Source organism: Sulfitobacter sp. AS92 (genome assembly GCF_038900015.1).
Taxonomy (GTDB): Bacteria; Pseudomonadota; Alphaproteobacteria; order Rhodobacterales; family Rhodobacteraceae; genus Sulfitobacter.
On record NZ_JBBMQL010000007.1, the window covers coordinates 31586 to 45308 of the forward strand.

Genomic DNA, 13723 nt, shown 5'->3' on the forward strand with positions numbered 1-13723 from the left:
TCAATCACTCGTCATCCGCGAGATAAATCCGCAACACCTCATCCTAAATATTGGATGCGGTGAGAAGACTAAGGGACAGATACGGCTGCAAAGCGATTCGTCCGGAGTCGAGCCAGCCTGCGGCAAACACTAACATTTAGATACCGAATGACGCTCTCGCGCCGGAAACTCTTCGTCGATGCGCAAGGCCAGCGAGCCCTTAAAAGCCATCACCAACTCTCGGTCCAACCACGGCATTCCGGTCTTTCGAGATCAAATGACAGAGATAATTTGATTGTTGGTAGTCCAAGGCCACGCAATGCGGCGGAGATGTTGCACATCTTGAGCTCGATAGAACCGCGACTGCGATCGATCTTATTTTGCAAAGAGCGGTTCTGGGCCCAGCCCTTCACATTAAATGGTGCAAGCGCTGCGAGGGTCCGGCTCGATCCCAAATCGACCTATGCTGCAAACAGTTTGCACGCCTGCTCATTTGCCCGCAGATACTTGTCAAAGGGTCTGCTCAGATGATGGACGCTTGAACATTCGTGTCCTTGACGCTCGTCCGCGCCAATTTCTTGAATGTATCCGCATGGTGTTGCCGCTCGCTCATCGGCAGCATTTCATCAAGCTTGCTATAATCGCCGCCACAGCGATCCTCGGCCATCTGCATAATTGCGTCCGGACCGCCGTTGCCCCTATTTGCCAAGGTGACCCTGTTGGCCATGGGGCGCACTCTGTTTTCGTAGTCCAATGCAGCGGCTCGTGTGGCACCTTTGGCTACAATCGCGGCACCCAAGATGCGGGCATCTAAAATGGCCTGACTGGCGCCGCTGGATCCCACTGGATAAGTCGCATGCGCGGCATCCCCAATCAACGTCGTGGCGCCGTCGGTCCAAGACGCAACCGGTTCACGATCAATCATCGGGTATTCAAACACGGCTGTTGCGTTGTCGATCAGGCCCGGCACATCAATCCAACCGAAATTCCAGTCGGAAAACTCATCAGAAAAGACAGCGGTCTCAACCTGGCGGTTCCAGTCCTCTTTTTGGAGTTGAGTTTTGGGATCAATTGTCCGCTCTGCGATCCAGTTGATGACGGATTTACCGGTTTCCTGATCAGGCTCGGATATGGGATAAGCCACGAACCGCTGTGTGTCGTTGCCAGCAAGGATCATCGATCTGCCGCCGAGGAAAGGTGCTGCGTTTGTCGTACCTCTCCACATGATGGCACCGCCCCACACAGGTGGGCCCTCATCAGGATGCATCTGGGCGCGAACCTTCGAATGGATGCCGTCTGCACCAATCAAGAGATCGGCCGTGATGCAATGCGGCCCATTAGGGCCGACATAATCAACCACGACACCAGTGCCGTGCGCCTCGTAGCTGGATACGTACGCGGCAAATGTAATGCAGGAAGGCCCGCACCGCGCAATCACAGCCTTCAAAAGGGCCATCTGCAACCGACCCCGATGAACCGAATATTGGGGCCATTTATAACCGGCGTGACGCCCACGAGGCTCGGTCCATATCTCAACGCCAGTTTTGGTGTAAAACCCGTAATCCTGTGTTGCGATACCGATTTGATTGAGCTGCGTTTCCAGACCCAGATCAAAAAGCTCACGAACAGCAACCGGCTGAAGGTTGATGCCCACGCCCAGCGGCTTCGGTTCAGCGACACTCTCGAGAATATGAAACGGCACGCCAATCTGGTGGAGGGTTAAGCCCATCGCCAAACCTGCAATGCCACCTCCTGCGATAATGACAGTCATTGGATTTAGCGCCTATTCATATGTCTCGCCCTCGTCTTCGCGGACGGTGTGGGGGATCATGGTTCAATCCTATTCTTAGCGCGCAGCTACCGTGGATTTCACGCACGCCAGCACCGCTCTTGGCAAGCAGTTTACAGCAGCCTCTAAGACAAGAAACAGGCTGTTCGAGATTTTCGAGTCGTATTGTATGTTTGAAGTAGCATCCGCCCCAATTCTTGGATGTCTCTCACCGACCTCTCGAATGCAATCGTAGGCGCAGTTGCGGCGAAAGCTCACTTTGTCCCGCAAAGACTACAATCATGCGATGCGCATCTAACGTCCGATCCGAGCCCATCCACGACATTCCTCAATCGTTGTGCTATAAATCCATTCGAGGCATTCATGCAGGTGAAACCCGCTCATAGGGGGACACACCATGATTATGCGCATTTTCCAGGTTCTTGTGCGAGAAGGTAAGGAGAAGGAGTTCGGCGAATTCTTTCATAATAAGGCAATTCCATTGATGAAGGGGACTGACGGTATTGTTCAAGTTCTACCAGGCGCCCCACGGTCAGATAGTCCAAGAGAATTCAGCTTTGTTATGGTCTGGGACAGCCTGGCGTCGCTCAAAGCTTTCGTTGGTGAGGACTATCAGACCCCGCACATAGACCCGGCAGAGGCTGAACTGGTCGAGGCTCGCACCATAAAGCACTACGACTTGGTCGATTAGAGTCCGCTTTGTCCGCAGACCGCACACCAGCTGCACCCTTCACTACCGACGATGCTCGCGCACGCAGTAGAAGCCCGGTTTGAGCCCTCATTTCTGAAATGCTGCGAAACTAATCAGCGACCGCGTTGGCGAAGCCACAGACTTTTTGTGCGGTTTGTTGTAGCATCGGCTCAGACATGGTGCTGAGTATGAGAGACAGATACGGATATTCGCTTTCTACGAACTCGCAAAAGGCCAGAGATGCGTATGTTCTTGGCCTTGATCGGTTTCTTGGGGCCGAGATTGGCGTTGAAGCCGCGCTCAAACTGGCGACCCAAGAGGACGAAGGCTTCGCCCTTCCACACGTCGTATTGGCGCGTTACCGCCAGCTCGTCGGAGATAGGGCTGGTGCGCAACAATCACTTCATCTTGCCAAACAATGCAACGGGCCGCTGACGGAACGTGAAGCGCGGCAGATCAAGATCATCGGCCTATTGATCGACGGCAAAAGCGCCGCCGGATATCAGGCCGCGCGTGATCAATTGCAAGAATATCCCCGTGATGTGCTTATTGCGCAAGCCTGCTTGGGCGTCCTGAGTCTCATCGGATTCAGTGGCGAGCCGGGACGCGAAGCTGAGAACCTTGCGCTGGCTGAGATTCTTGAACCCCATTACGGCGATGACTGGTGGCTCCAAGGTTTGTTGGGCTTCGCACAAGTCGAAGTCGGCCAATTCCACCGCGCCGAGAAGAGCATCGAAAAATCACTGGCGGCCAATCCGCGCAATGCCCATGGTGCGCATTTTCGATCCCATCTCTATTATGAAACCGGCCAGACAGAAGCGGGCTATGCGTTCATCACGGACTGGCAACGCTCCTATCATAAAGAGGGGCAAATGCATTGCCATATCGCTTGGCATATTGCGCTTTGGGCATTGGCACGGGGTGATACGGACGAGATGTGGCGCATTGTTGACCGGGATATCGATCCGCGCGGCGCATGGGGACCTCCGTTAAATGTAATGGTTGATCTGGCGGCGGTTCTATATCGGGCGGAGCTTTCAGGTGTAGAGGTTTCCCAAGAACGGTGGCAGATCGTTTGCGACTACGCCGCAGAGAAGTTTCCGAACCCCGGCTTGGGCTTTGCGGACGCACATGCAGCACTCGGATATGCGATGGCAGGAAGATCCGAGGCACTTCAACGGATCATTGTAGGTGCCAAGGGACCAGCGGCCGACCTTGTGCGATATCTGGCAGAGGCATTCGGGGCCATCGCTGATCAGAACTGGTCGGACGCGAATGACCTTTTGACAAAAGCGCTTTGGGATCACGCGCGGCTTGGTGGCAGTCGTGCGCAGCGTGATTTGATCGAATATGCGTCAGTCGGCGTTCTGCTACGGTTGGGGCGTCATGACGAAGCGCGTAGGCAACTTGCCATGCATCGCCCCAAGGCAATTATCGAAAATGCCGTAAAGGGCATCTGGTAAATTTCTAATGCAGACGTTGGCGCAGGTGCAGCTAATGGCAGCTTTGTCCGCAGTGCGAACCTTGGCGTGTTGGACCGCAAACGGCAGGATTGAGCCCATATTGACCTACGCTTACTCAAGCAGAGGCAAATCAGACAGCATGCTTTTGTAGCTGTTTGTCACGTCCGCAGCCTCTAACACTCGCTTCATGTCGAGCGCAAAGTCCGGGAAACGTGCCAAAGGAATCTTTGGGCTTTCCGATCGAAAGCTTAGGAAAAGAAGATGGGCAAACATCTTATCATACCCGACTTCCAAGTAGCACTGCCCCCCGAGCATGTAAGGGGCTATCACCTGCTCCGTACATTCGATGGTATGAGGCGGCATCGCAGTTTCCCGGCCTGCTGTATCGCCAATATAAAGATATTTTGGACGTCCAAGGCCCCCATCACTGAAGCGAACATAGCGGTAGACACCATAGATAGCAGAGCCAATCTGTTGCTCCCCCATAAGGCGATGGGTGTCGAGAAACCGCTTTTGCCGATCTTCCCATGTTCCCAAACTGTTGATCCTCAAGCCGGACATGACCTTCACGCTCGACAATCCTTCGACACGTTCTGGGTTGTAGAAAAAACGCATGGCTCTTCTGCCAGGCGTTGAACCTCTGGACCCGCCTTGGCACACATGGAGAAAGTACGAGCCGACCTGTGTGATAGCGCCATCCGGCGAATAGATTTCCTTACCGCTGGAGTAAGGCAGGCTTTCAACACACCAGTCAGCCGACGGATCGTATGGTGGTGCTGCTGCGTAGGGGTCCGCCGCGACGCCGCCAGCGACCATAACAAATGCTGCCGTAGAAAGAACTTTCCTGATTGCCTGCATCCGTGGCACCTCTCTGTAGGTCCCTCAATGGCAGATGGTTTGCTATCTTCCAAGGGCGCAAACCGGCGCGGCTTTAGATCACCAGGTTTTATGAAACCTGAAAGCGCACTTTGTCCGCTGTGCGAACCTTGACGTGACGTGCGGCAAGCGTCCGCAGTGAGCCCAAACTGACCGCGTTGGTCGTAGGAGGCTTCGCAGTGGCAGCATGGGCCCGCTTGTCGTGATCGGCCTAAAGCCGACCTTAATAGAACCAGAGAATGCCGCAGTGCAATTCCACCAAACCGGACGTTCAACACGCCGTGCGGCATTTCTTAAATGCGAGGGGCGGCAGTGCGGGCAAAGCGCCACTTTGCTGCAGCTGCGTCAATGACGCTCTAATCTGTGGAAGAACTGAACAAAAATCACATTCAAAGGCGCTGATTGTCATACCGAGCTAAGAAGTATCGAAGTCTCACTGTTTGTGATCCCTGGAATGCCCCGAACTTCGCGCAACACACGATCGAAATCACTAAGGCTTTCTGCGCTGAGCTGCGCAACCAAATCCCAATTTCCGTTGGTTGAATGCAATTGATGAAGAGCTGCTATACCACGCAAACTACGGATGACTTGGGTTGTGGATTGACCTGACACCTCGATCATCATGATCGCCTGAACCCCGTTCGGCCCACTGTCTTCGCGGGCGCGAATGGTAAATCCCAACACCGCGCCACTGTCCAACAATCTGTCCAAACGTGTTTGCACGGTAGCACGCGACACTTGCAGCTGCGTTGCGAGTTTCGAGATCGGTGCCCGGCCATCTTCGCGCAGGATCACGATCAGTTTGCGGTCAAGGTTATCGTACACATGCATAGTAATATTTGTAGCAGAACATATCAAAATGTACAATATTGTTATAAATATCGTATGTATTGAGTATATAAATTGCCATCTCGGCAGTCTATGTTTTCTGTGCAACCCGCAGCATAAGGCTCATCTCAATGCCCCGTTCCTCTGTTCAGGCACCGTCGTCGGTTGTCATGATCCGCCCACATCATTTCACGCCCAACACGTTGACGGCACGGGACAACTACTTTCAAACCGTCGTTGGCGCAGACGTCGCAAGTGTCGCCCGAACCGCGCTTGATGAAGTGAACCGCGCCGCCGATTCACTAAGGAATGCAGGTGTCCGAGTGCATCTGTTCGAGGACGAAGGCACCGCGACACCGGATTCTGTCTTTCCGAACAATTGGTTTTCGACCCATTCCGGCGGGCATGTGGCCGTCTATCCAATGTATGCGCCTAACCGCCGCGCTGAACGGCGGCAAGATGTGCTGGAGATGTTGAAACACACCTACCGTGTCCAGGATATTATCGATTATTCTGGCCTCGAGCAGGACGACCTGTTCCTCGAAGGGACCGGAGCCATGGTGATAGACCACCTGGAACGGGTCGCCTATGCAGCACGCTCCAAACGCACCAGTGAAATACTGCTGGAACGCTTTTGCACCCATTTCAACTATGAGCCCGTGGTGTTCGACGCTGTGGATGCCCACGGCCAGCCAATTTATCACACCAATGTTTTGATGTGCATCGGAACCGATTTTGCAATGGTCGGGCTAAGCGCGCTTTCCGATACCGCCCGTCGCCGTGATGTAGCCGCGCGGCTACGCCGGGGCGAACGGGATATTGTGGACCTGACCCACGCGCAAATCGCTGATTTCGCGGGCAATGCTATCGAGCTGCAGGGACGTGATGGCCTGGTTCTGGCCTTATCTTCAAGGGCTTTGCGGTCGTTGGAGCCTGCGCAGATCAAAATTTTGGAACGCCATGTCGCGCTGCTCCCGCTGGACATCCCCACCATCGAACACGCCGGCGGCTCGGTCCGCTGCATGATTGCCGGGCTGCATCTGAGCGCCCGTTCCCCTCAAAACACCTGAGGGGGTTCCGATGTTTCCTATCCCTTCCAAAAGCAACAAATCCGGTCCGTTCAGGACGCCAGGTGTTTTCTGAACAAAAGATTTCTCGAACCGCGCGACCGATGCTTTATCGACGCATTGGTTGCAGAGTTCTTGCCTGGTGAGGCCAGCGTTTCGTCTCGATGAGGTGGTCATACTGACCACAGTAAATGCAAAGGCTAAGCAGGCATCATGCGCAGCGCAGCATCTCGGCTCGTCCGAGGTTTGCTTGGTCGACTGTGCCACAAACTGTGGTTAATCGACCGAGTTGCGCCGCCACATAATAAACAAGCCAGCAAAGACGATCAAACCAGATCCAAGCAGCATCGTATAACTTAGGCTTTCGCCAAATAGCACAACACCAAGTGTGATCCCAAAAAGCATCCTTGTGTACCGGAAGGGGGTCACGGCAGATACTTCGCCAGTGCGCATAGCTTTCATAAGGCAAGAATACGCAGCGACGCCGGCCAAAATGGCCCCGACTAAGTTTAAGGATGTGTATATATCAGGAAGGACATATGAAGCACCTTGCCAGATCGAGAATATCGTCCCAGCAACCACAATCGACAAGAATCCATAGAGTCCGAGAATTGATGTGCTGAGCGTGACTGGCGCTGCTCTGCTGGCCAAATCACGCCCCGCGAAACCTATCATGCCGACAATAGCCAAAACCGATAGCACTGAAAAACTATCTGTTCCGGGCTGAATAATAATGATGACACCAACCAAACCGATGAAGATTGCAGACCATCTGCGCCACCCAACCTTTTCGTCAAAAATCATCGCTGCACCTGCCACGACAACCAAGGGCGTTGCTTGTAAAATTACAGTTGCTGATGACAACGGCGTCACTGCAATGGCAAGAACATAAAACAGGCGGCCAACGATCTCAAATAGCACGCGGATGCGCATTGGCCGCGATACGACATCTTTGATAAACAAAGGTTCGTTATTTAGGCGCGCCATACTGGCGAACAGCACCGCACCACCCAAGCCAAAGATAATCAGGATTTGACCAACGGGCAGCGCGATAGACGCGGCTTTGACAAATGCATCCTCGATGGCAAAAACAGCCATCGACGCGGTCATCCAGATGCTACCCAGCATGTTTGCCTTGCGACGCGTTAGAATGTTTGAGGTCATAATTGTTCCTATGCCAGCATCAGCAACCACTGGTGTTTCGCTACCTACACCGCAGATTATTCAGATTCCAATCTCGTAAACGCCCTAAACGGTCAATTTGGACAAGGGAAACCCAACTGAATACGCATACGCCGCGATGATCTAAAAAACGCGCTAAGCGCTTCTGGTTTACGAACCCCAGCCGGACAGTGCTTTGGCAATCATCAGATCAAGATGCGCACCGCCGCCGTTCTTGAAAACGGTGATGGAGTCTTGTCTGCTCCGGCCGGTCGCGCGTTGTGTCAGATCATAAAGATCGCCGTGCACATCGGACCTACTGATAGTGCCTTCTTTCAGTGGGATCAGTAATTCACCAATGTGCCCAAGCGTGGTATCGAAACTGTCCACAAAAATCTCTGCACGCGTCAGCAATGCGTCATTGGTCTCGCGCATGTCTGCCTTAAAAGCGCCGATCAGATCGACATGAGTGCCGGGTGCGACCCACTTTCCGTCCAGAATGGGCTGTTCGCTCATTGTCGCTGTTGAAATGATATCGGCCTGTTTTACGCCGTCTTCAAGTTCGTTAATTGCCTTAACGGTGGCTCTCTTACTGACGTGTCGCTCTGCCAATACGCGGCTTTTTTCCGGGTTTCGCCCCCAAATCAGAATGCGCTCCAATCCCGGGAATAATGCAGAATATGCGCCGACCAAACTGTCCGCCACGATGCCCGACCCCACAATCAAGAGTGTCTTACTGTCAGAACGAGCCAAAAGAGATGCGCCATAAACGGAATCCGCGGCCGTTTTCCAATAGGTCACTAAGCCACTGTCGACGACGGCCAGCGGTGCGCCAGTTTGATCGTCAAAGATCAGCATCGCGCCCTGCACCGATGGCCTCTGATGCTGCACATTGTCGGGAAAAACGGTGAAGGATTTCACCCCCACGCCAAACCCTTCAATCCATGCGGCGCGGTTCACAAAGCTGTCTTCTCCGCGGTTCAGGAATTGATCCGTTATTTGCGCGGGGGCACGGATGTGCCCCTCTGCAATCGCGTCGACGGCATCTGTCCAGCCAAAGCCGGGCGGCAGGGATGCCGCGTCAATGTAGGGGATACCGGCGGGCATCACTTGCGCGCAGCAATCAAAATGACCTCGACCTTGTATTCCGGCGTGGCAAGCCGGGCCTCGCCGCAAGCACGGGTCGGGGCATGACCCTCGGGCACCCACGCATCCCAGACCGCGTTCATCTCAGCAAAATCTGCCATGTCTGCCAGCCAGATTGTTGCCTGAAGCATGTGATCTTTATCGGATCCGGCCTCTGCCAGCAGTTGTTCAACCGACCCAAGGCAATCCCGTGTTTGCTGTTCTACGCTGTCGCCGGGGCTTCCGACCTGTCCGGCCAGATAAATCGTATCGCCGTGCGTGACGATCTGAGACATGCGCGTGCCGGTGTGTTTTCGGGAAATCGAAGTTGTCAATTTGTAATCCTTTTTATTAGTCAGTTGGTTGAAACGAGTTTCAGGCCGACGCTCCCCGAAAGGATGAGCAACACGCAGAACATCCGCGCAGCGGTCGCTGGTTCAGCAAAATAGACGATTCCGAAAATCACTGTGCCGATGGTGCAGATGTCGGTCCTGATCACATAGCCTGTCACAAGAGGGATGGTGCGCAACGTGAGGCCCAAAAGGACAAGGCTGACTACCGATCCTTTGCTGCCAAAGCTTATTGGTTTGCGCGTTCGAACATGCCGAATAGGTCGCGGGGGTCGTCGGGGTCCGCGACCATATCAAGGTTGGAAAACCAAGGCGTGCCCTTGATCGCCGTCAGCACGTAACGCAATGCGCTGAAATCCTCGATCGCAAAGCCGACGCTGTCGAACAGCGTGATCTGTTTTGCGTCAGTGCGGCCCTTGGCCTTTCCAGAAATCACCTCCCACAATTCGGTCACAGGATGATCATCCTCCAGCTGCTGGATTTCGCCTTCAATCCGGGTTTGTGGCGGATATTCCACGAAGATTTCGGAGCGCAACAGGATATCGCGGTGCAATTCAGTTTTGCCCGGACAATCGCCACCAATCGCGTTGATGTGCACGCCGCTGCCGACCATGTTATCCGTCAAGATTGTGGCGTTCTGTTTGTCTGCTGTGCAGGTCGTGATGATCTCTGCGCCCTCCATCGCCTCTTGGCCCGAGGTGCAAGCCACCACGCTCAACCCGTGCCGTTTCAGGTTGGCCGCGCAACGCGCCGTTGCAGATGGATCAATGTCATACAGGCGCACGGTGTCGATCCCGCAGATTGCCTTGAACGCGAGGCACTGGAATTCTGACTGCGCACCATTGCCGATCATCGCCATGATGCGTGCATTTTTGGGGGCGAGGTGACGTGCTGCCAACGCCGAAGACGCGGCCGTGCGCAATGCGGTCAGCAAAGTCATTTCCGACAGCAGTTTCGGATAGCCCGTGTCTACATCCGCCAGTAGGCCAAACGCTGTGACGGTCTGCAACCCTTCCTTGGTGTTTTTGGGGTGCCCGTTCACGTATTTGAAACCGTACATCTCTCCATCTGATGTCGGCATCAATTCGATAACCCCGACTGAGGAATGGCTGGCAACGCGTGGTGTCTTGTCGAATAGCTCCCAGCGTTTGAAGTCGGCCTCAATAGCATCGGCAAGATCGCACAGGACCTTTTCGATTCCGATCTGGTGGACGAGGCCCATCATGTTTTCGACGGACACAAAGGGCACATAGGCGAGTTCAGACAGCAATGGGGGCATTTGCTTTTTCTTTCTGGCTGAGGGCCATCACGATGGCAGAGAGCAGGATCACAGCGATCCCCGCCCAGGCGAGTGGATTGGTTGCCGTGCCCCAGAGCAGAAACGCCCAGAGACTGGCAAAAATCAGGAACGAATATTCGAATACGGCGACCACGGCGGGGTTCCCGATACGGTAGGCTTGGGCAATCAGAGTTACCGCGATTACAGCGCCCACGGCTTGGAACAGGGTCAGCCACAAGAAGCGAGCGCTCGGCGCAGTCCAAGGCGCGGTGATGAAGGCATCGCCGGGCCAGATCGTTACGACTGCCAACATGATCAGCCCAGCCGCGCCGATGGTGGCAAATATCCCGATTGCCAAGGCAATTGCGCTTTCATCGCTGCACCAGTGACGCGTCAACATCATGCCCAAACCATAGAATAACCCGGCGGCCAGAGGCATCACAGACAGTAGGGTCAGGTTCGCAAAGTCGGGCTGCAGCAGCATCAAAGCGCCAGCGAAACCGATGACGACGGCGAAGGCCCCGATTGCGCCGATCCTGTGACGGAACAAAAGGGCGGACAACAATACCACCCAAAGCGGCGCGCTGAACAGACCAGCCCCCGCTTGTGACACGGGCAAGGTTCCCAGTGCGGCAAAGTAGATCAATAAACCGACCGACACCGCAAGGCTGCGCCCCGCCAGGCGTGGCAGGTTGACCGGGCGTATCTTACGCCCCGACATCCACGCTGCCACCAGCAACAACGGCACGGCAAACATGGTGCGAAACACCTGAAACTGCCACAGGCCTGCCTCTTGGCTAACCGGGGCAACGAAGTTGTCTATGAAGCTAAGGACCGCTGAGGCGGCCAGCGCGAGGCCGACCGCCATGAGCGTTTTATCAGGCAGCATCGGTTGCCGCGCTGGTTTGCATCGCGTCAAGCACTTCATCCAACGACCGCACTGCGCCGTGTTGCAGGTACTCTACCGCTTTGAGCGAGGCATCGTGCGCCTCATGACTTGAGCCTGCAACGCAATCTTCGATCACGCGGCAGAAGTAGTCACCCTGATGCGCATCAACAAAGGTGTAGTGTACGCATACATCGGTCAAGCCACCGACAAGGATCAGGGTCTCCGCCTTGAGACCCTTTAACAGGATTTCCAGATCGGTTCCGTAGAATGCGGAATAGCGGCGTTTGGAAATGCGATAATCATCCGGACGCATACCCAATTCTTCTTCTGCAAAGGCAGTCAGCGGGTTGCTATCAAGGCAATGCACGTCCTCGTCGCCATCGGTTTCGCGGCCCATATCGATCAGGTTGGCGCGGTGAATTTCCTGAATGAATACCACCGGAATACCGACCTCTCGCGCCTTGTCGATCGCCACTTTGGAACGCGACATGCGCTCTGCATAGTCCGGCATATGAGCGATGGCACGTTTGTCGTCGGGAATTGGCGCAAAGGTGGATTTCTGGATGTCGATGACGATCAGCGCTGCGCGCCCTTCGATCAAGTCTCGTTTTTTTGAAGTTGTCATTTCTTGCCTCTTACTTGGAGTGAGATGAGATTTTGTGGATCAAGGAGGGGGCTCCGCCGGTCATGCCGCCACTCTGGCGCTGCCTGGCGCAGGCGTTTCGCGCGGCCGCAAATGCCCAAGGAAGCGTTTTTCGGCCATCCGGAAAGCAAAGGTGATCAGGAAGACGATTGCCATGTAGAACACCATCGCCGTCAGAAATCCCTCGTAGGCCAGATAGTAGCGGCCGTTCAGCCAACGACCCACGCCCAACAGATCCTGCAAGGTGACAGTGCTGGCGATGACGGATCCGTGCAGCGTGAAGATGACCTCATTGGAATAGGCCGGCAGGGCGCGGCGGAACGCATTGGGCAAAACCACCAACCGCATCCTGGTGAACGGCGACATGCCACAAGCCTTGGCTGCTTCGACTTCACCATGGGGTGTCGCTTCAATCGCACCGCGCAGAAACTCGGTAGTATAGGCGGCGGTGTTCAGCGTGAAGGCGATAATCACGCACCACCACGGATTGCTGAGGATCGGATCCCATAGGAAGCTTTCCTGAACGGCGGTGAATTGTCCAAGACCGAAATAGAACAGATAGACCTGTACCAAGAGCGGCGTGCCACAAAAGATATAGGTATAGACGCGGATAGCTGGGCTCAGGAACGGCTTGCGATAGGCGCGCGCGATGGCCAGTGGTACAGCGATCGATCCGCCCACAAGCAGAGCGAGGAATGTCAATTGAAGCGTGACCAATGCACCATCAAAGAACCGCGGCAGGTTGTCGTAGATCAACACGAAATCAATCGGTGATCGCGTTTCGCTAAAGCTTTGGAGATATTCGTAGAAGCTGCGTTCGGATTCCATCGTCTTACGCCTTTCTCACGCCGGCGGCATATTTCCGGTCAATCGCTCGCAGAGCAAGGTCCGAGATGCCGGTGATGATCAGATAGACAACCATGACCGCGATCATGAAGCTGAAAAGCTGGTGTGTGGAGCGACCTGCTGAAAAGGCATTCCAAACCAGATCATGAAGGCCGATCACCGAAACAAGTGCTGTGGATTTGACCAAGACTAACCAGTTATTGGTAAAACTGGGCAGTGCGAAGCGAACCATTTGAGGCCATGTGACGATGCGGAAAATCTGGCCCGGTTTCATGCCCACAGCCATTGCCGCTTCGATTTGGCCGCGCGGAATGGCAAGAATTGCCCCCCGAAAGGTTTCCGACATATAGGCTCCGAAAATGAACCCGAGGGTTAACACCCCAGCGAGGAACTGGTTAATTTCAACGTAGCCCCAAAGCCCTGTTGAGTTGCCGATCTGGTTCACCAGTGTCTGACCGCCAAAAAATATGAGCATCATTAACACAAGGTCAGGCACGCTACGTACGAAAAGGGTATAGACACTTCCCGCACGGCGGATGCTTGGTTTGGCAGACAGTTTGGCAAAGGCGCCGATAAGGCCCATGATGATGGACAAAAGCAGCGACAGGACCGCGAGGGAGACTGTGACCAGGGTGCCCTCGATCAGGATCTGTCTGTATTCAAAGATCACGTCCATGCGCTGAACCCGTTAGATAAATGAAGGGGAGGTCAGGGAAACCAGATGGTCTCCCTGACTT

The 13723-nt window shown here is 54.6% G+C and carries 14 protein-coding genes; 3 read left to right on the plus strand and 11 right to left on the minus strand.

The features are described from left to right. Window positions 1-502: 502 nt before the first annotated feature. Window positions 503-1750, minus strand: a complete 1248-nt coding sequence (locus WNY61_RS13110) for a flavin-dependent oxidoreductase (RefSeq protein WP_342851875.1) — start codon at window positions 1748-1750, stop codon at window positions 503-505. Window positions 1751-2165: 415 nt separating this feature from the next. Here WNY61_RS13110 and WNY61_RS13115 point away from each other — a divergent pair, with 415 nt between their 5' ends. Both WNY61_RS13115 and WNY61_RS13120 read left to right on the plus strand, forming a co-directional pair. Beyond that, window positions 2166-2459, plus strand: coding sequence for a hypothetical protein (locus WNY61_RS13115; protein WP_342851876.1), 294 nt, complete (start codon window positions 2166-2168; stop codon window positions 2457-2459). A 188-nt stretch (window positions 2460-2647) separates the two neighbouring features. Continuing rightward, the gene (locus WNY61_RS13120) at window positions 2648-3922 is read left to right on the plus strand and encodes a tetratricopeptide repeat protein (RefSeq protein WP_342851877.1); all 1275 of its coding nucleotides are present in this window, start codon (window positions 2648-2650) and stop codon (window positions 3920-3922) included. Between the two features lie 111 nt (window positions 3923-4033). On the opposite strand, the gene WNY61_RS13125 is transcribed toward WNY61_RS13120, so the two are convergent. Together WNY61_RS13125 and WNY61_RS13130 are read right to left on the minus strand one after the other, a co-directional pair. Continuing rightward, on the minus strand, window positions 4034-4780 hold the full coding sequence (locus WNY61_RS13125) for a hypothetical protein (protein WP_342851878.1): 747 nt from the start codon (window positions 4778-4780) through the stop codon (window positions 4034-4036). Between the two features lie 423 nt (window positions 4781-5203). Beyond that, window positions 5204-5629: an Lrp/AsnC family transcriptional regulator gene (locus tag WNY61_RS13130; protein ID WP_300058234.1), complete on the minus strand. Its 426-nt coding sequence runs from the start codon at window positions 5627-5629 to the stop codon at window positions 5204-5206. Window positions 5630-5757: 128 nt separating this feature from the next. Between WNY61_RS13130 and WNY61_RS13135 the strand changes: the two genes are divergently transcribed. Further along, window positions 5758-6696, plus strand: a complete 939-nt coding sequence (locus WNY61_RS13135; RefSeq protein WP_342851879.1) for an arginine deiminase-related protein — start codon at window positions 5758-5760, stop codon at window positions 6694-6696. A 273-nt stretch (window positions 6697-6969) separates the two neighbouring features. On the opposite strand, the gene WNY61_RS13140 is transcribed toward WNY61_RS13135, so the two are convergent. The 8 genes from WNY61_RS13140 to WNY61_RS13175 form a co-directional block, all read right to left on the minus strand. Beyond that, entirely contained in the window at window positions 6970-7857 is an 888-nt protein-coding gene (locus tag WNY61_RS13140; RefSeq protein ID WP_342851880.1) for a DMT family transporter, read from the minus strand. 168 nt (window positions 7858-8025) lie between these two features. Continuing rightward, complete coding sequence (locus tag WNY61_RS13145; protein ID WP_342851881.1) at window positions 8026-8814, minus strand: ornithine cyclodeaminase; 789 nt, start codon at window positions 8812-8814, stop codon at window positions 8026-8028. A gap of 146 nt (window positions 8815-8960) precedes the next feature. Next, a complete protein-coding gene (locus WNY61_RS13150; RefSeq protein WP_342852016.1) occupies window positions 8961-9275 on the minus strand; it encodes a RidA family protein in 315 nt (104 codons plus the stop codon). A 283-nt stretch (window positions 9276-9558) separates the two neighbouring features. Continuing rightward, complete coding sequence (locus tag WNY61_RS13155) at window positions 9559-10608, minus strand: ornithine cyclodeaminase (protein ID WP_342851882.1); 1050 nt, start codon at window positions 10606-10608, stop codon at window positions 9559-9561. Continuing rightward, complete coding sequence (locus tag WNY61_RS13160; protein WP_342851883.1) at window positions 10589-11497, minus strand: DMT family transporter; 909 nt, start codon at window positions 11495-11497, stop codon at window positions 10589-10591. Before WNY61_RS13160 ends, WNY61_RS13155 begins: the two co-directional genes overlap by 20 nt. Next, a complete protein-coding gene (locus tag WNY61_RS13165) occupies window positions 11487-12122 on the minus strand; it encodes a cysteine hydrolase (RefSeq protein WP_342851884.1) in 636 nt (211 codons plus the stop codon). The genes WNY61_RS13160 and WNY61_RS13165 overlap by 11 nt, the downstream gene beginning before the upstream one ends. 60 nt (window positions 12123-12182) lie before the next feature. Then, on the minus strand, window positions 12183-12968 hold the full coding sequence (locus tag WNY61_RS13170; protein WP_342851885.1) for an ABC transporter permease: 786 nt from the start codon (window positions 12966-12968) through the stop codon (window positions 12183-12185). A gap of 4 nt (window positions 12969-12972) precedes the next feature. After that, window positions 12973-13662 (minus strand): ABC transporter permease subunit, encoded by a 690-nt coding sequence (locus tag WNY61_RS13175; RefSeq protein ID WP_323804487.1) that lies wholly within the window; start codon window positions 13660-13662, stop codon window positions 12973-12975. Between the last annotated feature and the right edge of the window lie 61 nt (window positions 13663-13723).

Bases quoted from the DNA above. Each gene is read 5' to 3' on its own strand.
- WNY61_RS13155 (WP_342851882.1), bottom strand. From the start codon at position 10,608: ATGCCCCCATTGCTGTCTGAACTCGCCTATGTGCCCTTTGTGTCCGTC.
- WNY61_RS13175 (WP_323804487.1), bottom strand. From the start codon at position 13,662: ATGGACGTGATCTTTGAATACAGACAGATCCTGATCGAGGGCACCCTG.
- WNY61_RS13150 (WP_342852016.1), bottom strand. From the start codon at position 9,275: ATGTCTCAGATCGTCACGCACGGCGATACGATTTATCTGGCCGGACAG.
- WNY61_RS13125 (WP_342851878.1), bottom strand. From the start codon at position 4,780: ATGCAGGCAATCAGGAAAGTTCTTTCTACGGCAGCATTTGTTATGGTC.
- WNY61_RS13110 (WP_342851875.1), bottom strand. From the start codon at position 1,750: ATGACTGTCATTATCGCAGGAGGTGGCATTGCAGGTTTGGCGATGGGC.
- WNY61_RS13160 (WP_342851883.1), bottom strand. From the start codon at position 11,497: ATGCTGCCTGATAAAACGCTCATGGCGGTCGGCCTCGCGCTGGCCGCC.
- WNY61_RS13130 (WP_300058234.1), bottom strand. From the start codon at position 5,629: ATGCATGTGTACGATAACCTTGACCGCAAACTGATCGTGATCCTGCGC.
- WNY61_RS13170 (WP_342851885.1), bottom strand. From the start codon at position 12,968: ATGGAATCCGAACGCAGCTTCTACGAATATCTCCAAAGCTTTAGCGAA.
- WNY61_RS13120 (WP_342851877.1), top strand. From the start codon at position 2,648: ATGAGAGACAGATACGGATATTCGCTTTCTACGAACTCGCAAAAGGCC.
- WNY61_RS13165 (WP_342851884.1), bottom strand. From the start codon at position 12,122: ATGACAACTTCAAAAAAACGAGACTTGATCGAAGGGCGCGCAGCGCTG.
- WNY61_RS13115 (WP_342851876.1), top strand. From the start codon at position 2,166: ATGATTATGCGCATTTTCCAGGTTCTTGTGCGAGAAGGTAAGGAGAAG.
- WNY61_RS13140 (WP_342851880.1), bottom strand. From the start codon at position 7,857: ATGACCTCAAACATTCTAACGCGTCGCAAGGCAAACATGCTGGGTAGC.
- WNY61_RS13135 (WP_342851879.1), top strand. From the start codon at position 5,758: ATGCCCCGTTCCTCTGTTCAGGCACCGTCGTCGGTTGTCATGATCCGC.